This is a genomic window from Streptomyces aurantiogriseus, from assembly GCF_014649375.1.
In the GTDB taxonomy this organism is placed as follows: domain Bacteria; phylum Actinomycetota; class Actinomycetes; order Streptomycetales; family Streptomycetaceae; genus Streptomyces; species Streptomyces aurantiogriseus.
The window spans coordinates 21,648-38,383 of sequence record NZ_BMSX01000034.1; the positions used below are offsets into that span (position 1 = coordinate 21,648).

Consider the following 16,736-nt stretch of genomic DNA (forward strand, 5'->3'; position numbering starts at 1 on the left):
GGCCGCCGAGGTACTCCTGCTGCCTCAGTCGGCTTCCAGCACGAACGACGTCTGCGCCTTCGCGAATCCCGGCGTCTTCGCCTCCACCAGGTACGTCCCGGCTCCGGCCGCACCCGCCGGAGGCGTCGCGCACTCCGGAGCGCTCGGCTTCCGGTCCCACTTCAGGGTGTACGTGAAGCTGCCGCCGGCCGGCACCCGGTACAGCAGACTCCTGGACACCTTGGGACAGTCGGCGGACGACCAGTAGTCGTCCTCGGCGCCCGCCTGAGTGATCGTCAACACCGCGGTCTTCGGCCCGAGATCGACCTTGCAGTCGCTCCCCGAGGAGTTCTTCGCCGTCAACTGGAAGGTGGGCGTCTCGTCCGGCGAGTACGTGTTGCGCACACTGCGCAGGCTCAACGTGACCGCGCCGGCAGTGCAGTTGGGCAGCGTGGTCCCCGCCGGCAGCGTCGTGGAGGAACCGCTGCCGTTGACACCGTCGCCGTTGGCGCCATCGCCGTTGGCACCGTCGTCCAAGCCACCGGACCCCGCCGTACCGCCCCCGCTGCCCCCGCCGGTGTCACCGGTTCCCGAGCCGTCGCCCGATCCCGTGTCCGATCCGGAACCGGACCCGCCGGAGTCCTCGTCGCCCGACTCGTCGCGCCCGCCCGGGTTTTCGCTGATCGCGGGACCTGATCCGGACGGCCCCGGCGTGATGGAGGACGCGGGGTTCTTGCCGTTGCCCTCGTCCGCGCCGTTCTTGCCGCCGCCCCCGCCCGAGGTGACGATCCAGGTGATCAGCAGCGCCAACAGGGCGACCACGGACAGCAGTACAACCCTCCGTCGCCAGTAGATGGAGGAGGGAAGCGGCCCGACCGGATTGCGCAGAGATCCCACGGCGCAAACTGTACGAGAGATCGCCGCGTTCCCTGGCCCCACCCGCCGCCAGGACCACAACTTTTCCGGATCATCATCCCGGACACGGCGGCCCCGCCCCCGACTTGCGCCCCTCATGGCCGCGGGCGGTCGCAGGACGTGACGACGCAGCGGCCATCGCCCACGGTCCGTGACCGTGCCGACGTTTCGCATTCGCGCTGCTTGCACCTCTGGCCATGGCTACGGAGCGCACGCACCAGGTCGCTCCGATGCCCCACGCCGCCGGGCGGCGGTACACGCGCGTGCGCCGGTGCGCATGGCAGGATCGGAAGAGCCATGACTGCGCCCACGAAGCCCCCGCACAGCAGCCCCGCCCCCGCCGACGCCGTCTCCAGCGCCCTCCTCGGAGAGCAGCTCCCCGAAACCACCGACGGAACCACTGCCGGAACCACCGACGGCCCCCTCGCCGGGCAGGCCTCCGGCGCCCACCTGCACTCCCCCGTCATCGACTGGTTCGACGACCACGCCCGCGACCTGCCCTGGCGCCGCCCCGAGGCCGGCGCGTGGGGTGTGATGGTCAGCGAGTTCATGCTCCAGCAGACGCCGGTCAACCGGGTGCTGCCGGTCTACGAGCAGTGGCTCGCCCGCTGGCCGCGCCCCGCCGACCTGGCCGCCGAGGCCCCCGGCGAAGCCGTACGCGCGTGGGGCCGGCTCGGCTACCCGCGCCGCGCCCTGCGCCTGCACGGCGCCGCGGTGGCCATAACGGAACGGCACGGCGGCGACGTACCGGCCGACCACGCTCAGCTGCTGGCGCTGCCCGGCATCGGCGAGTACACGGCCGCCGCCGTCGCCTCCTTCGCCTACGGCCAGCGGCACGCCGTCCTGGACACCAACGTCCGCCGGGTCTTCGCGCGCGCGGTGACCGGCGTGCAGTACCCGCCGAACGCCACCACGGCCGCCGAGCGCAAACTGGCCCGCGCCCTGCTGCCGGAGGACGAGAAGACCGCCGCGCGCTGGGCCGCCGCGTCCATGGAACTCGGCGCGCTCGTGTGCACGGCCAAGAACGAGACCTGCCAACGCTGCCCGATCTCAGCCCAGTGCGCCTGGCGGCTCGCGGGCAAACCGGAGCACGACGGTCCGCCGCGCCGGGGCCAGACGTACGCCGGTACGGACCGGCAGGTGCGCGGCAAGTTGCTCGCGGTCCTGAGGGACGCGCACGCGCCCGTGCCGCAGGCGGCCCTGGACCGGGTGTGGCACGAGCCGGTGCAACGCGCGCGTGCCCTGGACGGCCTTGTCGCGGACGGTCTGGTGGAGCCGCTGCCGGGCGGTCTGTACCGCCTGCCGCTGACCTGACACCCCTGACAAAGAGGCCCCCGACGGCCTCTGACACACGGTCACTTCACAGGCGGACGGCTTCTCTCACAGCCCACGCCGAGCTTTCGTCACAGCCACTCACCGGACAGAACACCCCATAGGCGAGCGATACGGCTCACGCCTTTACCCCGAACCCCCTTCTGTTACACAACCGACGGACAGCCGAGTGCTAGCCGCAGGCTCTCTCGGACAGTGCCGTGACAACACCTCCGTAGCTTCTTTTGCGTGCCCGGCAAGGGCACGAGGGCCACAGACCAGAAGCAGGAAACCGGCGGACGACCCGTCTGCCGGACGGGGACACGGAGGCGGTTGATCATGGCGCAGGGCGAGGTGCTCGAGTTCGAGGAGTACGTCCGCACCCGGCAGGACGCGCTGCTGCGCAGCGCCCGCCGGCTGGTGCCGGACCCGGTCGACGCGCAGGACCTGCTCCAGACGGCGCTGGCGCGGACGTACGGCCGCTGGGAGGGGATCGCGGACAAGCGGCTGGCCGACGCCTACCTGCGCCGCGTCATGATCAACACGCGGACCGAGTGGTGGCGGGCCCGCAAGCTGGAGGAGGTGCCCACCGAGCAGCTCCCGGACGCCTCCGTGGACGACTCCACCGAGCAGCACGCGGACCGCGCCCTGCTGATGGACGCGATGAAGGTGCTCGCTCCGAAGCAGCGCAGTGTCGTGGTGCTGCGACACTGGGAGCAGATGTCCACGGAGGAGACGGCCGCCGCCCTCGGCATGTCGGCCGGAACGGTCAAGAGCACGCTGCACCGGGCGCTCGCCCGGCTCCGCGAGGAGCTGGAGGCCCGCGATCTGGACGCACGCGCGCTGGAGCGTGAGGAGCGGGAGCGTTGCGCGGCGGCCTGACCGAGGCCGGGCCCACACCGGCCCGAGGGTACTTCCAGGCGGTGATCACGGCGACGGCCGTGCTCGCCGCCCTCGCCCTTTTCGCCTCCGCGTGCGCCACCGGTGGCACCGGTGCCCGTGACGAGGGTCCGGCGCACTCCGACGCGGTCGCGGGCGCCGCCCCGCCCTCGCAGTCGGCCGCCCCCACCCACACCCCCGAACGCGTGGACGCGGTCCGGATCGTCAAGGACGACCCGGCGGTCTCGGCGGAGGTCAAGCGCGAGCTGCAGCCGTGCGCCGGCGACGAGTACCCGGTCGACGTGTCCTACGGCGACCTCACCGGCGGCTCCGACAGCGACCTCGTGGTGAACGTGCTGACCTGCGGCGACGCGGTCGGCGTCGGCTCGTACGTGTACCGGCGGGCGGACGGCCGGTACCAGAACGTCTTCAAGGCCGAGGAACCCCCGATCTACGCGGAGATAGACCGCGGCGACCTGGTGGTGACCAAACAGGTGTACGAGAAGGGTGACCCGGTCTCCAGCCCCTCCGGCGAGAACGTGATCACGTACCGCTGGGCCGCGGGCCGCTTCGTCAAGGAATACAGCTGGCACAACGACTACAGCGGTGTCGTCGGCGAGGAGGCCACGCCGGAGCCCGAGAGCGGCTGACCGACCGCGCTCGAAAAAAATCTCCCGTCCCGTGAACCGTTCCGGCCGTCCGGACCGATGAACGAGTGAACGCAGCACACGCTCGAAGCGTCCCATCAAGGGACACCCTGACAGCGAACAGACAAACGACAGACAGACAAACGACCGACAGACTTACGCCCGACAGACCGACGACCGACGACCACGACCGACTGAAGATCGACGGTCATACGACCGATCACCCACGAGGACTGAGAGCACCGGGATGGCAGACCAGACCCACGTCCTGTTCGTCGAGGACGACGATGTCATCCGCGAGGCCACCCAGCTCGCCCTGGAGCGGGACGGCTTCGTGGTCACCGCGATGCCCGACGGCCTGTCCGGCCTGGAGGCGTTCCGGGCCGACCGCCCCGACATCGCGCTGCTGGACGTCATGGTGCCCGGCCTGGACGGCGTGAGCCTGTGCCGACGCATCCGTGACGAGTCCACCGTGCCGGTGATCATGCTCTCCGCGCGGGCCGACTCCATCGACGTCGTGCTCGGTCTGGAGGCCGGTGCCGACGACTACGTGACCAAGCCGTTCGACGGCGCCGTCCTGGTCGCCCGGATCCGCGCCGTCCTGCGCCGCTTCGGCCACGCGGGCGGCGGCGACCGGACCGAACCGGGCGCCACCACCACGGGCGGTGTGCTGACCTTCGGCGACCTGGAGGTCGACACCGAGGGCATGGAGGTGCGCAAGGCCGGACAGCCGGTGGCCCTCACCCCGACCGAGATGCGTCTGCTGCTGGAGTTCTCCTCCGCACCGGGCACGGTCCTGTCGCGGGACAAGCTGCTGGAGCGCGTGTGGGACTACGGCTGGGGCGGTGACACCCGCGTCGTCGACGTCCATGTGCAGCGGCTGCGGACCAAGATCGGCCAGGACCGCATCGAAACGGTCCGCGGCTTCGGCTACAAGCTGAAGGCCTGAGCGGACAGGGGTATGCGGGGGATGTTGCGGCACCTGGTTCCCGCCCGCGTGGAGCGCGCGGGCATCCGCACCGGCCTGCGGTGGAAGCTGAGCGCGGCCATCGCGCTGGTCGGCGCTCTGGTGGCGATCGTGCTCAGCCTGGTCGTGCACAACGCGGCCCGCGTGTCCATGCTGGACAACGCGCGCGACCTCGCGGACGAGCGCGTCCGGATCGCCCAGCGCAACTACGAGCTGTCCGGGCGGCCGAACTTCCCCAACATCAAGATCGATGACCCGGGCCTGCCGGGGGAGCTGCGGGAGAAGGTCGAGAAGGGCCGCCGGGCGACGTTCGTCTCCGACCACGCGGGCGGCGTGCCGGACATCTGGGCGGCCGTACCGGTCAAGGACGGGCATGTGCTCTCCCTGCACACCGGCTTCACCGACCGCAGTACGGACATCCTCAACGACCTCGACCAGGCCCTGGTGATCGGTTCCATCGCGGTCGTCCTCGGCGGCAGCGCGCTCGGCGTGCTCATCGGCGGGCAGCTGTCACGCCGGCTGCGCAAGGCGGCGACCGCCGCGAACCAGGTCGCCAAGGGTGAGCCGGACGTCCGGGTGCGGGACGCCATCGGCGGGGTCGTCCGGGACGAGACCGACGACCTGGCGAGCGCTGTCGACGCCATGGCGGACGCGTTGCAGCAGCGCCTGGAGGCCGAGCGCAGGGTCACCGCCGACATCGCGCACGAACTGCGCACGCCCGTGACGGGACTGCTGACCGCCGCCGAACTACTGCCGCCCGGCCGGCCCACGGAGCTGGTCCTGGACCGGGCGAAGGCCATGCGCACCCTCGTCGAGGACGTCCTGGAGGTGGCCCGCCTCGACGGCGCCTCGGAGCGCGCCGAGCTGCAGGACATCCTGCTGGGCGAGTTCGTCGCCCGGCGTGTGGCGGCCAAGGACCCGGAGGTCGAGGTCCGCGTGGTGCACGAGTCGATGGTCACCACCGATCCCCGGCGCCTGGAGCGCGTGCTGTTCAACCTGCTCGCCAACGCCGCCCGGCACGGCAAACCGCCGATCCAGGTCACCGTCGAGGGCCGGGTCATCCGGGTCCGCGACCACGGCCCCGGCTTCCCCGAGGACCTGCTCGCCGAGGGGCCGAGCCGCTTCCGCACCGGCAGCAGGGACCGCGCCGGCCACGGCCACGGGCTCGGTCTGACCATCGCCGCGGGCCAGGCCCGCGTCCTGGGCGCCCGGCTGACCTTCCGCAACGTACGGCCGGCCGGGGCGCCGGAGCACATACCCGCCGAGGGCGCCGTCGCCGTCCTGTGGCTGCCGGAGCACGCGCCGACGAACACGGGGAGCTATCCGATGCTGCCCTGACGGGTCGGTGCTGCCCTGGCGGGTCGGGGAAGCGGCTCAGCCGAAGTCCTTCGAGAAGTCGAGCTCCTCGCTGCGCTCGGTCAGCGAGTACCAGTTGCCGTTGTCGTCACGGAAGATCGCCTCGATGCCGTACGGGCGCTCCTGCGGCTCCTGGACGAACTCCACGCCGCGCGCCTTGAAGGTCTCGTAGTCTCCGCGGCAGTCGTCCGTGCGAAAGGCCCCGGCGCCGAGGACTCCCTTGCTGACCAGCTTCTTCAGCGCCTCGGCGGACTCGGGGTCGAGGCCCGGGCCGTCCAGGCTCATCAGGGCGAGCTCGACCTCCGGCTGGTCCTTGGCGCCCACAGTGACCCAGCGCATGTCACCCATGGCGAGCTCGGTACGTACCTCAAAGTCGAGCTTCTCGGTGAAGAAGGCCTTGGTGCGCTGCTGGTCGAAGGTCCACACGGTGGTGATGCCCAGGCCCTTGATCATGGCTCTGCTCTCCCGTCGGGGGTCGGGTCGGACGGACTCGGTTCCGTCCGGGTCGGTTCCTGTTCGTCACCGTAGGCAGGCACTGGTTCGGGGCGCTTCTTCAAAGTTGCGCTGGGAAAGCCGCCGGCCCAGAGCATGGCGTAGCACCCGGGGATGAGCGCGGCACCGCGGCCGACGTGCTTGGTCCGGTACTCGCTGGGTGTGAGCCCGGTGCGCGCCTTGAAGCGGGTGGAGAAGGTGCCGAGGCTGCTGAAGCCGACGAGGTGGCAGATCTCCGTCACCGACAGGTCGGCGCTGCGGAGCATCTCCTCGGCCCGTTCGATACGGCGGTGGGTCAGGTACTGGCCGGGCGTCTCGCCGTAGGCCTCCTTGAAGGCGCGGACGAAGTGGTAGCGGGAGTAGCCGGCGTGGGCGGCCACGGCGTCCAGGTCGAGCTCCGGATCGGACCAGTCGCGATCCATGGCGTCCTTGGCCAGCCGCAACTGCCGCATCTTGTCCATGGGCCGATGGTGGCACGGACCAGTGACAAGGCCCCCGGGGCGGACACCGACCGGGGGCCTTCACTTCTGCCACGGGATGCCGCCGCCCCTCACCAGCGGGCGGCGGCCCTTCGCACCGCAGCTCAGACGGTCTCCGCCACCGGTGCCTTCGGCGCGTCGGTCCCATCCGTCGGCCCCTCCGGCTTCGGCCCGGCTCCCCGCAGCGGGACCTCCTTGACGAAGACGGCCGCCACCACGACGACCACCGCCACCGCGGCTCCGAGGACGAACGCCGCGTGTGTGCCGTCGGACACGGCGTACTGGTACGCCTCCCGTGCCGCCGCCGGAAGCTTGGCCAGGCCGGCCGCGTCCAGCTGCGCGGACTGCTCGGTGACCTGCGAGCCCAGCGCGCCGGCCCGCTCGGCCATCACGTCCTGGACCCGGCTGTTGAACAGCGCGCCCATGATCGCGACACCGAAGGAGGAGCCGAGCGTCCGGAAGAGGGTGGCCGACGAGGACGCGACGCCCATGTCCTTCATCTCGACGCTGTTCTGCGCGACCAGCATGGTGATCTGCATCAGGCAGCCCATGCCGAGACCGACGACGGCCATGAACACGCCGGACGTGAACCGTGAGGTCCCGGTGTCCATCGTCGACAGCAGGTACAGCCCGACGGTCATCAGGGCGCCGCCGACGATCGGGAAGATCTTGTAGCGGCCGCTGCTGGTGGTGATCCGGCCCGCGACCATCGAGGTCACGAGCATCGCACCGAGCATCGGCAGGAGCAGCAGCCCGGAGTTGGTCGCGGACGCGCCCTGCACGGACTGCTGGTACAGCGGCAGGAAGAGGGTCGCGCCGAACATCACGAAGCCGGTGATGAAGCCGATGACCGACATCAGGGTGAAGTTGCGGCTGCGGAAGATGTGCAGCGGGACGATCGGCTCGGCGGCCCTGGTCTGCCAGAACACGAACCCGACGAGCGCGGCGACACCGATGCCGATCAGCTCCATGATCCGCGCGGAGCCCCAGGCGTACTCCGTGCCGCCCCAGGTGGTGACGAGCACGATGGAGGTGATGCCGACGGTCAGCAGCCCGGCGCCCAGATAGTCGATGCGCGCCTCGGACCGCTTCTTCGGCAGGTGCAGTACGGCGGTGATGAGGCCCAGGGCCGCCACGCCGAGCGGCAGGTTGATGTAGAAGGCCCAGCGCCAGCCCCAGTGGTCGGTGATGGTGCCGCCGACGAGCGGTCCGCCGATCATGGCGATCGCCATCACGCCGGCCATCATGCCCTGGTACTTGCCGCGCTCCCGCGGCGGAACCAGGTCACCGATGATCGCCATGACGCCGACCATCAGACCGCCGGCGCCCAGGCCCTGAACGGCACGGAAGGCGATCAGCTGGCCCATGTCCTGGGCCATACCGCTCAGCGCCGACCCGATCAGGAAGATCACTATCGAGCTCAGGAAGGCGCCCTTGCGCCCGTACATGTCGCCGAGCTTGCCCCAGATCGGGGTGGAGGCGGCGGTCGCGAGGGTGTACGCCGTCACCACCCACGACAGGTGCTCCAGGCCCCCGAGCTCGCCCACGATCGTCGGCATCGCCGTGCCCACGATCATGTTGTCGAGCATCGCGAGCATCATCGTGATCATCAGTGCGAGCATCACGACCCGCACGCTCTTCGCCTGTTTCTCCGGTGCGCTTGTGGCCGTCTCAACGGTTCCGGTGTCCGCCATCGTTCCCACTCCCCCAGGGCGGGCTACTTACTTGCCGCCCGGCTAGTTCACTACACTGGGAACGTAGACCCGTCACTAGCCGGGCGTCAAGTAAGTTCTGACCGGGCGGCAGGTAAGTTTTTCTTACCGAACGGCATCCGCGCTTCGTGGGAGCGCGAGAGAGTACGAGGATGGACGTCACCATGGACGGCACCAAGCAGCAGCGCCGCGGCAACACCCGCCAGCGCATCCAGGACGTGGCGCTCGAACTCTTCGCCGAGCAGGGCTACGAGAAGACCTCGCTCCGCGAGATCGCGGAGCGCCTGGAGGTCACGAAGGCGGCCCTGTACTACCACTTCAAGACCAAGGAAGAGATCATCGTCAGCATCTTCACGGACCTGACGAAGCCGATCGAAGACCTGATCGAGTGGGGCAGGGAACAGCCGCACACCCTCGAGACCAAGCACGAGCTCGTACGGCGCTACAGCCAGGCGCTCACCGAGGCCGCCCCGCTCTTCCGCTTCATGCAGGAGAACCAGGCGACGATACGGGAGCTGCAGATCGGCGATTCCTTCAAGGACCGGATGCGCGGCCTGCGCGACATCATCATCGACCCGGACGCCCCCCTCACCGACCAGGTCCGCTGCGTCAGCGCCCTCTTCACGCTGCACGCCGGCATGTTCTTCCTGCAGGACCTCGAAGGCGACCCCGAGGACAAGCGTGAAGCCGTCCTGGAGGTCGCCGTCGATCTGGTCACCCAGGCCCATCAGGGCAAGCCCTGACAGCCGGACCCGTCCGTACTCAGACGGTCAGACCCTTGCCCCTCAGGAACTTGACCGGGTCGATCGCCGAGCCGTAGTTCGCGGTCGTACGGATCTCGAAGTGCAGGTGCGGGCCGCTGGAGTTGCCCGTGTTGCCGGACAGGGCGATGCGCTGACCGGTCTTGACGATCTGACCGATCCTCACGTCGACCTCCGACAGGTGGGCGTACTGGGAGTACGTGCCGTTGCCGTGCCTGATGACGATGGCGTTGCCGTAGGCCGGACCGTCACCTGCGCCGTTGCCGCCGGCCTTGACCACGGTGCCGCCGTGCGCGGCCACGACCTTGGTGCCGCTCGGCACAGCGAAGTCCTGCCCACTGTGGGTGGACTGCCACATGCCGCCGGCCTGGGCGAAGCTGGCGGACTTCGTGTAGTGCGCCACCGGCTTGACCCAGGAGGTGGCGGAGGCGGTCTTCGCGGCGGGCTGGGCGGCCGGCTGGACGGCGGACGCCACCCCGCTCCCCAGCACGACCGAGGCGCCGAGAGCGGCGGCCCCGACGGCCACGCGGGTGCGGAGCAGGGACGTACGGGAGGAACGGGACGTGACGCGCTGGAACATCGAAACCTCATGGGGCTGGGGACGGAGAAAACCACCCGACGTACGGACGTCCGCCGGATGGGCCATCCCTTGGTAACCCCTGGGCTCACATTGCCCCAAACGTGTGACCTACGACAGAAGCTAGTACCTACACCCCAAAACGGACTACTTCTTGACAGTCCACACTTTCATCGCTATTCCCGCCGATCCACGCAGTTGACGTGAAGCGTCCGCGCAATCTCGCACCTTAAGTCCGTTTTGCGAAAATCGTGATCGCCACTATTCCACCTAGTAACGGACAAATCGCCTGTGCGGCATGTCACCGGGCGCCCCATCCAAAGGGCTTGGAAATGTGACGGGGGCTACTTCCGCCCCTGCTTTGGGAGTTGTGACCCGCGCCATAACGGCTGCACGGGGCTGTGATGGACCTCTCATGCTCAACTACCGTCCAGTAACCCGCTGGTTCCCCTCAGGCCATCCCCACCGATGAGCATGCCCACGACACCCGTAGCGCCATGGACGCGAGAGGACCCCCACACCATGACCCCGAGAGGCACCTGGACGCGCCGCATCACCATGACCGCCGTGGCCACGGCCGCCGTCACCGCGATGGCCGTCCCGGCAGGCGCCCAGGCCGCGACGGCCACCAGCACGTCCACCGTCGCCACGGCCACCACCACCGCTGCCGCTGAGGACGTCGACTACGACACCTGGCAGGCGGACTGCCAGGCTTTGATGAACCAGGCGCTGCCGTACCTGAAGCAGCGCATCGCCGCGACCAAGCCGGGCGAGAAGCAGGCGATCGTCCTCGACATCGACAACACCACGCTGGAGACCGACTTCGGCTTCAGCTACCCGCAGCCGGCCAACAAGCCGGTCCTCGACGTCGCCAAGTACGCCCAGGACCACGGCGTCTCGCTGTTCTTCGTCACCGCCCGCCCGGGCATCATCGCCGGGGTGACCGACTACAACCTCAAGTACGTCGGCTACAAGGTCTCCGGCCTCTACGTACGCGGCCTGTTCGACCTCTTCAAGGACGTCGCCGCGTACAAGACCGCACAGCGCGTCGACATCGAGTCCAAGGGCTACACGATCATCGCGAACATCGGCAACAGCGCCACCGACCTGTCGGGCGGTCACGCCGAGAAGACCTTCAAACTGCCGGACTACGACGGGCAGTTGTCGTAACGCGTGAGCGTTCCTCAGGCATGCGAAAGGGGCCGGTGCTCAGAAGAGCACCGGCCCCTTTCTACGAGGCTTCCTCAGGCGAACCCGCGGAAGGTCACGCGTCCTTGCTCAGGTTCGGCCCGGCACCGCCGGCCGCCTGCTCGATCGGCGGGACGTCCGGCAGCGCCGACTTCTCCTCACCGCGGAAGGTGAAGGTCTTGGCGTCGCCTTCGCCCTCGGTGTCCACGACCACGATGTGACCGGGACGCAGCTCACCGAAGAGGATCTTCTCCGAGAGCGAGTCCTCGATCTCGCGCTGGATGGTGCGACGCAGCGGACGCGCACCCAGCACCGGGTCGTAACCCTTCTTGGACAGCAGCTCCTTGGCGGACTGGGAGAGCTCGATGCCCATGTCCCGGTCCTTCAGACGCTCGTCCACCTTGCCGATCATCAGGTCGACGATCCGCAGGATGTCCTCCTGCGTCAGCTGCGGGAAAACGACCACGTCGTCGACGCGGTTGAGGAACTCGGGGCGGAAGTGCTGCTTGAGCTCGTCCGACACCTTGTTCTTCATGCGCTCGTAGTTGGACTTCGTGTCGCCCGCGGCCGCGAAGCCGAGGTTGAAGCCCTTGGAGATGTCCCGGGTGCCGAGGTTGGTCGTCATGATGATGACCGTGTTCTTGAAGTCCACGACCCGGCCCTGGGAGTCGGTCAGACGACCGTCCTCCAGGATCTGCAGCAGCGAGTTGAAGATGTCCGGGTGGGCCTTCTCCACCTCGTCGAAGAGGACGACGGAGAACGGCTTGCGGCGGACCTTCTCGGTCAGCTGGCCGCCCTCTTCGTAGCCCACGTAACCGGGAGGCGAACCGAAGAGACGCGACACCGTGTGCTTCTCGCTGAACTCCGACATGTCGAGGGAGATCAGCGCGTCCTCGTCACCGAAGAGGAACTCGGCGAGCGCCTTGGACAGCTCGGTCTTACCGACACCGGACGGGCCGGCGAAGATGAACGAACCACCCGGACGCTTCGGGTCCTTCAGACCGGCACGCGTACGGCGGATCGCCTTGGACAGCGCCTTGACGGCGTCGTTCTGGCCGATGACCCGCTTGTGCAGCTCCTCCTCCATGCGGAGCAGGCGGCTGGACTCCTCCTCGGTCAACTTGAAGACCGGGATGCCGGTGGCCGTGGCGAGGACCTCGGCGATCAGCTCGCCGTCGACCTCGGCGACGACGTCCATGTCGCCGGCCTTCCACTCCTTCTCCCGCTTGGCCTTGGCGGCCAGGAGCTGCTTCTCCTTGTCGCGCAGGGAAGCGGCCTTCTCGAAGTCCTGCGAGTCGATCGCGGACTCCTTGTCGCGGCGGACGCCGGCGATCTTCTCGTCGAACTCGCGCAGGTCCGGCGGCGCGGTCATCCGACGGATACGCATCCGGGAACCGGCCTCGTCGATGAGGTCGATCGCCTTGTCCGGCAGGAAGCGGTCCGAGATGTACCGGTCGGCCAGGGTGGCGGCCTGGACCAGCGCCTCGTCGGTGATGGAGACGCGGTGGTGCGCCTCGTACCGGTCACGCAGACCCTTGAGGATCTCGATCGTGTGCGGCAGGGACGGCTCCGCGACCTGGATGGGCTGGAAGCGGCGTTCCAGGGCCGCGTCCTTCTCCAGGTGCTTGCGGTACTCGTCCAGCGTGGTCGCACCGATGGTCTGCAGCTCACCGCGGGCCAGCATCGGCTTCAGGATGGAGGCCGCGTCGATGGCGCCCTCGGCGGCACCCGCACCGACCAGCGTGTGGAGCTCGTCGATGAACAGGATGATGTCGCCGCGGGTGCGGATCTCCTTGAGGACCTTCTTCAGGCGCTCCTCGAAGTCACCGCGGTAGCGGGAGCCGGCGACCAGCGCGCCGAGGTCCAGGGTGTAGAGGTGCTTGTCCTTGAGGGTCTCGGGCACCTCGCCCTTGACGATGGCCTGGGCGAGACCCTCGACGACGGCGGTCTTGCCGACGCCGGGCTCACCGATCAGGACCGGGTTGTTCTTCGTACGGCGGGACAGCACCTGCATGACCCGCTCGATCTCCTTCTCGCGCCCGATGACCGGGTCGAGCTTGGACTCACGAGCGGCCTGGGTGAGGTTCCGGCCGAACTGGTCGAGAACCAGGGACGTCGAGGGCGTGCCCTCGGCAGGCCCGCCGGCGGTGGCGGTCTCCTTGCCCTGGTAACCGGAGAGCAGCTGGATCACCTGCTGCCGCACCCGGTTCAGATCTGCGCCCAGCTTGACCAGGACCTGGGCGGCGACGCCCTCGCCCTCACGGATCAGGCCGAGCAGGATGTGCTCCGTGCCGATGTAGTTGTGGCCCAGCTGAAGGGCCTCGCGGAGCGACAGCTCCAGGACCTTCTTGGCACGGGGGGTGAAGGGGATGTGGCCCGAGGGAGCCTGCTGGCCCTGGCCGATGATCTCCTCCACCTGCTGGCGGACCGCCTCGAGCGAAATCCCGAGGCTCTCAAGGGCCTTGGCGGCGACACCCTCACCCTCGTGGATCAGGCCCAGGAGGATGTGCTCGGTGCCGATGTAGTTGTGGTTGAGCATCCGGGCTTCTTCCTGAGCCAGGACGACAACCCGCCGCGCGCGGTCGGTGAACCTCTCGAACATCGTTAATCGCTCCTCAGAGCGGTCAGGCAGTGGGGGGAACTTCCCCTCCCTGTCCTTCCGCAGCTTAGTCCCGCAAGCGGGGACCGCTCATTCCAACTGCCGACACCGTCGATGGCCTCCTGACCCCGCTAACGCCGACATCTGCTCCAACCCGATGGTGCGAGACGATGTTCCCGCAGGCCAGGTGGTTACCCTCACCATCACTACGCCGATGGCGAACGTGAGACGCCCTGTCCTGCGTGTCGCCCCCTCCCACTAGGGATGTCTTACCCGCTGGGACTGACACTCCATGCCGCGCGCACCGGTTCCCTCAGCTACGGGCGAACAACCTTGCGCCTCCGCGTACGCCCACACGCCCCCCTTCCGGCACTCTGCGCGCACGCGGGAACACTCAGCGTAACTCTCGGTCCCTCGGGCCGTTGCACTCGGCATGGTTGGCTCAGTCCCTCTCCCCCGTCGGCCGCTCGACCCGGATGATCCGGCCGGCCGGGTCCGCGGCTGGTACGAGAACGAACTGGGGTGGGCGACGGTGCCCGGGGAGCCGGTACGACTTTTGGCGGGCGTGCGCTTCGACGTCCTGGACGTGCCGGCCGAGGCGGGCCACGCGGCGCTGCGGCGCCTGGCGCCGGGCTCTCCGGTGGCCGTTCGGGGAGATCGGATGCGGCTGCTGGTGGCCGCGGGCAGCGCGGAGGAGCTGCCGGGGATCCTGCGGTGGCTGGAGTGGGGGGCGCTGCCGCTGGACCTGACGGCGATCGGCGCGGGCGGCGTCATCGAGGCGCCCTTGCCTCCGGGTCCGGAGTCCTCAGGGGGTGCGCAGGGGGCCGCCGTGTGGGTGCGGCCCCCCGTGGCCGGGCGTGAGGTCGAGGCCTCGCTGCCGACGGTGTCGGCCTTGGGGGGCGGTGGGGGCGCCCCCGATCTCGTGCGGCTGGTGGACACGCTGGCGACGCACTGTCACCGTGTCCGGCTGCGGCGCGTGTGCGCTCAGGCGTTGGCCTTCTCGTAAGCCTCGCGAATGGACGCGGGAACGCGGCCACGGTCGTTGACCTCGTAACCGTTCTCCTTCGCCCACGCGCGGATCTGTGCGGTGTCCTGGCTGCCACCGGTAGCGGCGCGCGCCTTTCCGCGTCCGCCCGAAGCACGGCCTCCGGTACGACGACCGCCCTTCACATAGGGGTCGAGAAGGCTGCGCAGCTTGTCCGCATTGGCCGTCGTGAGATCGATCTCGTAGGTCTTGCCGTCCAGCGCGAACGTCACGGTCTCGTCCGCCTCGCCGCCGTCGAGGTCGTCGACAAGAAGGACCTGAACCTTCTGTGCCACCGGATTTCCTTTCATCGATAACGTGAGGGCCGGGGGTCTGCGGCGTCCGCCGTTTCGCCGCCCCTTGTTATATGCAGTACTGCAGTACGTCGGAAAGCAAACCGCTTTTGCTGGAAAAACACAAACCCTCGGGAGAGGCCTGTGGCCGGGCCCGCGTCCGGAAACGTACGCGTTTCGGACATAGGGCACTCGGACAAGGCCGGTCGGTCCGGAATGGACTCGACGATCACAGATGCAGAAGCATCCGGCTGTTGCCCAAGGTGTTCGGTTTCACTCGTTCGAGTCCGAGGAACTCCGCGACGCCCTCGTCATAGGAACGAAGGAGCTCCGCGTAGACATCGGTGTCGACCGGCGTCTCGCCGATCTCCACGAAGCCGTGCTTGCCGAAGAAGTCCACTTCGAAGGTCAGGCAGAAAACGCGCCGAACGCCGAGCCAGCGCGCGGTGTGCAGCAACTTCTCCAACAACTGGTGACCGACGCCGGCGCCCTTCAGGCCCGGCTTCACCGCGAGAGTGCGCACTTCCGCGAGGTCTTCCCACATCACGTGCAGGGCTCCGCAGCCGACCACCTCGGCGTTGTCGTCACGTTCGGCGACCCAGAACTCCTGGATGTCCTCGTAAAGCGTCACCGTCGCTTTGTCGAGCAGGATGCCGTCACGGACGTACGCGTCAAGGAGACGGCGCACGGCGGGGACATCGCTGGTCCGGGCCCGGCGGACGGTGATGGCTTTAGCGCTGACTTCGGGGCTCTGTGCTGACATGTGCGGACGCTATCGCCCGCCGGTCTCCCTTGCCGAGCCGGGGTTCTCGCCGGGACTCCCCGCTTGTGCGGCTTCGGATGTTTCCGGACCTTGGACGATGCGTACCGCGTCGCGGAGGGCCTGTCGCTGTTCGTCGCTCATCATCCCGAAGAACGCGACGAGAGCGGCGGCGGGGTTGTCGCTCTGCGCCCAGGCGTCGTTCATCAGGGCGGCGGCGTAGGCGGCCCGGGTGGAGACGGCCTCATATCGATAGGCCCGGCCTTCCGCCTCACGGCGCACCCAGCCCTTCTGATGGAGATTGTCCAAAACGGTCATCACCGTGGTGTACGCGATGGACCGTTCCCGTTGAAGGTCTTCCAGAACTTCTCGAACGGTCACCGGGCGGTTCCACTTCCACACCCGCGTCATGACCGCGTCTTCGAGTTCTCCCAATGGGCGAGGCACATCTCAGAACAATAGTGGTAGATCCCGCCAATGGCGTGCCGAACGGGCACATTCCTCTGCGAACACGAACAAAAGGGGCGTACGGCTCCCGGACTGCGGGAGCCGTACGCCCTGGAGCGCGGGACTGGGATCAGGCGTCGGTGTCCGGGGAGGTCTGGCGGACGCCGTCCGCGCGCGCGAGGGCGGCGTCGACGGCCGCGTCCTCCTTGGCCTTGTTGACCCCGCCCTGGGTCTTCACGATCACCCTGATCACGCCGATGAAGAACACGGCCATGACGACCGGGGGCACGAGCGCGGAGACGTAGTCCATGGATCCAGGGTAGCCACGGCGGAAGGGGACATCGGGGCGG

At 68.7% G+C, this 16,736-nt stretch carries 18 protein-coding genes; 8 read left to right on the top strand and 10 right to left on the bottom strand.

Annotated features, from left to right (window positions below; translation table 11 throughout):
• Positions 1-24: 24 nt before the first annotated feature.
• Positions 25-876, bottom strand: coding sequence for a hypothetical protein (locus tag IE263_RS43225; protein ID WP_189943614.1), 852 nt, complete (start codon positions 874-876; stop codon positions 25-27).
• A 315-nt stretch (positions 877-1,191) separates the two neighbouring features.
• Between IE263_RS43225 and IE263_RS43230 the strand changes: the two genes are divergently transcribed.
• The 5 genes from IE263_RS43230 to cseC all read left to right on the top strand — a co-directional run bounded on the left by IE263_RS43230 (position 1,192) and on the right by cseC (position 6,036).
• Positions 1,192-2,208 carry an HhH-GPD family protein gene (locus IE263_RS43230; protein ID WP_229911494.1) on the top strand — a complete coding sequence of 339 codons (1,017 nt, stop codon included), beginning with the start codon at positions 1,192-1,194 and terminating at the stop codon, positions 2,206-2,208.
• A gap of 336 nt (positions 2,209-2,544) precedes the next feature.
• The gene (locus IE263_RS43235; RefSeq protein WP_189943615.1) at positions 2,545-3,087 is read left to right on the top strand and encodes a SigE family RNA polymerase sigma factor; all 543 of its coding nucleotides are present in this window, start codon (positions 2,545-2,547) and stop codon (positions 3,085-3,087) included.
• Positions 3,072-3,734 carry a hypothetical protein gene (locus IE263_RS43240; protein ID WP_189943616.1) on the top strand — a complete coding sequence of 221 codons (663 nt, stop codon included), beginning with the start codon at positions 3,072-3,074 and terminating at the stop codon, positions 3,732-3,734. The genes IE263_RS43235 and IE263_RS43240 overlap by 16 nt, the downstream gene beginning before the upstream one ends.
• 244 nt (positions 3,735-3,978) lie before the next feature.
• Complete coding sequence (cseB, locus tag IE263_RS43245; RefSeq protein WP_189943617.1) at positions 3,979-4,680, top strand: two-component system response regulator CseB; 702 nt, start codon at positions 3,979-3,981, stop codon at positions 4,678-4,680.
• A 12-nt stretch (positions 4,681-4,692) separates the two neighbouring features.
• Complete coding sequence (cseC, locus tag IE263_RS43250; protein ID WP_189943618.1) at positions 4,693-6,036, top strand: two-component system sensor histidine kinase CseC; 1,344 nt, start codon at positions 4,693-4,695, stop codon at positions 6,034-6,036.
• A 36-nt stretch (positions 6,037-6,072) separates the two neighbouring features.
• Here the strand turns inward: cseC and IE263_RS43255 are convergent, their stop codons facing one another.
• The 3 genes from IE263_RS43255 to IE263_RS43265 form a co-directional block, all read right to left on the bottom strand.
• Complete coding sequence (locus tag IE263_RS43255; protein WP_189943619.1) at positions 6,073-6,507, bottom strand: VOC family protein; 435 nt, start codon at positions 6,505-6,507, stop codon at positions 6,073-6,075.
• A complete protein-coding gene (locus tag IE263_RS43260) occupies positions 6,504-6,998 on the bottom strand; it encodes a helix-turn-helix transcriptional regulator (protein ID WP_189943674.1) in 495 nt (164 codons plus the stop codon). The genes IE263_RS43255 and IE263_RS43260 overlap by 4 nt, the downstream gene beginning before the upstream one ends.
• Positions 6,999-7,129: 131 nt before the next feature.
• Positions 7,130-8,719 carry an MDR family MFS transporter gene (locus IE263_RS43265; RefSeq protein WP_189943620.1) on the bottom strand — a complete coding sequence of 530 codons (1,590 nt, stop codon included), beginning with the start codon at positions 8,717-8,719 and terminating at the stop codon, positions 7,130-7,132.
• A gap of 170 nt (positions 8,720-8,889) precedes the next feature.
• On the opposite strand from IE263_RS43265, the gene IE263_RS43270 reads away from it, so the two are divergent.
• A complete protein-coding gene (locus IE263_RS43270; RefSeq protein ID WP_189943621.1) occupies positions 8,890-9,480 on the top strand; it encodes a TetR/AcrR family transcriptional regulator in 591 nt (196 codons plus the stop codon).
• Positions 9,481-9,499: 19 nt separating this feature from the next.
• On the opposite strand, the gene IE263_RS43275 is transcribed toward IE263_RS43270, so the two are convergent.
• Entirely contained in the window at positions 9,500-10,078 is a 579-nt protein-coding gene (locus tag IE263_RS43275; protein WP_189943622.1) for a M23 family metallopeptidase, read from the bottom strand.
• A gap of 519 nt (positions 10,079-10,597) precedes the next feature.
• Here IE263_RS43275 and IE263_RS43280 point away from each other — a divergent pair.
• Positions 10,598-11,245 (top strand): HAD family acid phosphatase, encoded by a 648-nt coding sequence (locus IE263_RS43280; RefSeq protein WP_189943623.1) that lies wholly within the window; start codon positions 10,598-10,600, stop codon positions 11,243-11,245.
• 94 nt (positions 11,246-11,339) lie between these two features.
• On the opposite strand, the gene IE263_RS43285 is transcribed toward IE263_RS43280, so the two are convergent.
• Positions 11,340-13,865: an ATP-dependent Clp protease ATP-binding subunit gene (locus IE263_RS43285; RefSeq protein ID WP_189943624.1), complete on the bottom strand. Its 2,526-nt coding sequence runs from the start codon at positions 13,863-13,865 to the stop codon at positions 11,340-11,342.
• A 430-nt stretch (positions 13,866-14,295) separates the two neighbouring features.
• Between IE263_RS43285 and IE263_RS43290 the strand changes: the two genes are divergently transcribed.
• On the top strand, positions 14,296-14,868 hold the full coding sequence (locus tag IE263_RS43290; protein ID WP_189943625.1) for an SCO3374 family protein: 573 nt from the start codon (positions 14,296-14,298) through the stop codon (positions 14,866-14,868).
• Here the strand turns inward: IE263_RS43290 and IE263_RS43295 are convergent.
• The 4 genes from IE263_RS43295 to IE263_RS43310 all read right to left on the bottom strand — a co-directional run bounded on the left by IE263_RS43295 (position 14,847) and on the right by IE263_RS43310 (position 16,696).
• On the bottom strand, positions 14,847-15,182 hold the full coding sequence (locus IE263_RS43295; RefSeq protein ID WP_189943626.1) for a histone-like nucleoid-structuring protein Lsr2: 336 nt from the start codon (positions 15,180-15,182) through the stop codon (positions 14,847-14,849). The genes IE263_RS43290 and IE263_RS43295 overlap by 22 nt on opposite strands.
• Positions 15,183-15,408: 226 nt before the next feature.
• On the bottom strand, positions 15,409-15,942 hold the full coding sequence (locus tag IE263_RS43300) for an amino-acid N-acetyltransferase (protein WP_189943627.1): 534 nt from the start codon (positions 15,940-15,942) through the stop codon (positions 15,409-15,411).
• Between the two features lie 9 nt (positions 15,943-15,951).
• Complete coding sequence (locus tag IE263_RS43305) at positions 15,952-16,374, bottom strand: BlaI/MecI/CopY family transcriptional regulator (RefSeq protein ID WP_189943628.1); 423 nt, start codon at positions 16,372-16,374, stop codon at positions 15,952-15,954.
• Positions 16,375-16,516: 142 nt separating this feature from the next.
• Positions 16,517-16,696, bottom strand: coding sequence for a hypothetical protein (locus IE263_RS43310; protein WP_189943629.1), 180 nt, complete (start codon positions 16,694-16,696; stop codon positions 16,517-16,519).
• Between the last annotated feature and the right edge of the window lie 40 nt (positions 16,697-16,736).

Excerpts from the sequence above, each read along its gene's own strand:
- IE263_RS43310 (WP_189943629.1), bottom strand. The coding sequence starts at position 16,696 with ATGGACTACGTCTCCGCGCTCGTGCCCCCGGTCGTCATGGCCGTGTTC.
- IE263_RS43290 (WP_189943625.1), top strand. The coding sequence starts at position 14,296 with ATGGTTGGCTCAGTCCCTCTCCCCCGTCGGCCGCTCGACCCGGATGAT.
- IE263_RS43285 (WP_189943624.1), bottom strand. The coding sequence starts at position 13,865 with ATGTTCGAGAGGTTCACCGACCGCGCGCGGCGGGTTGTCGTCCTGGCT.
- IE263_RS43300 (WP_189943627.1), bottom strand. The coding sequence starts at position 15,942 with ATGTCAGCACAGAGCCCCGAAGTCAGCGCTAAAGCCATCACCGTCCGC.
- IE263_RS43235 (WP_189943615.1), top strand. The coding sequence starts at position 2,545 with ATGGCGCAGGGCGAGGTGCTCGAGTTCGAGGAGTACGTCCGCACCCGG.
- IE263_RS43265 (WP_189943620.1), bottom strand. The coding sequence starts at position 8,719 with ATGGCGGACACCGGAACCGTTGAGACGGCCACAAGCGCACCGGAGAAA.
- IE263_RS43230 (WP_229911494.1), top strand. The coding sequence starts at position 1,192 with ATGACTGCGCCCACGAAGCCCCCGCACAGCAGCCCCGCCCCCGCCGAC.
- cseC (WP_189943618.1), top strand. The coding sequence starts at position 4,693 with ATGCGGGGGATGTTGCGGCACCTGGTTCCCGCCCGCGTGGAGCGCGCG.
- IE263_RS43270 (WP_189943621.1), top strand. The coding sequence starts at position 8,890 with ATGGACGTCACCATGGACGGCACCAAGCAGCAGCGCCGCGGCAACACC.
- IE263_RS43275 (WP_189943622.1), bottom strand. The coding sequence starts at position 10,078 with ATGTTCCAGCGCGTCACGTCCCGTTCCTCCCGTACGTCCCTGCTCCGC.
- IE263_RS43260 (WP_189943674.1), bottom strand. The coding sequence starts at position 6,998 with ATGCGGCAGTTGCGGCTGGCCAAGGACGCCATGGATCGCGACTGGTCC.
- cseB (WP_189943617.1), top strand. The coding sequence starts at position 3,979 with ATGGCAGACCAGACCCACGTCCTGTTCGTCGAGGACGACGATGTCATC.
- IE263_RS43255 (WP_189943619.1), bottom strand. The coding sequence starts at position 6,507 with ATGATCAAGGGCCTGGGCATCACCACCGTGTGGACCTTCGACCAGCAG.
- IE263_RS43280 (WP_189943623.1), top strand. The coding sequence starts at position 10,598 with ATGACCCCGAGAGGCACCTGGACGCGCCGCATCACCATGACCGCCGTG.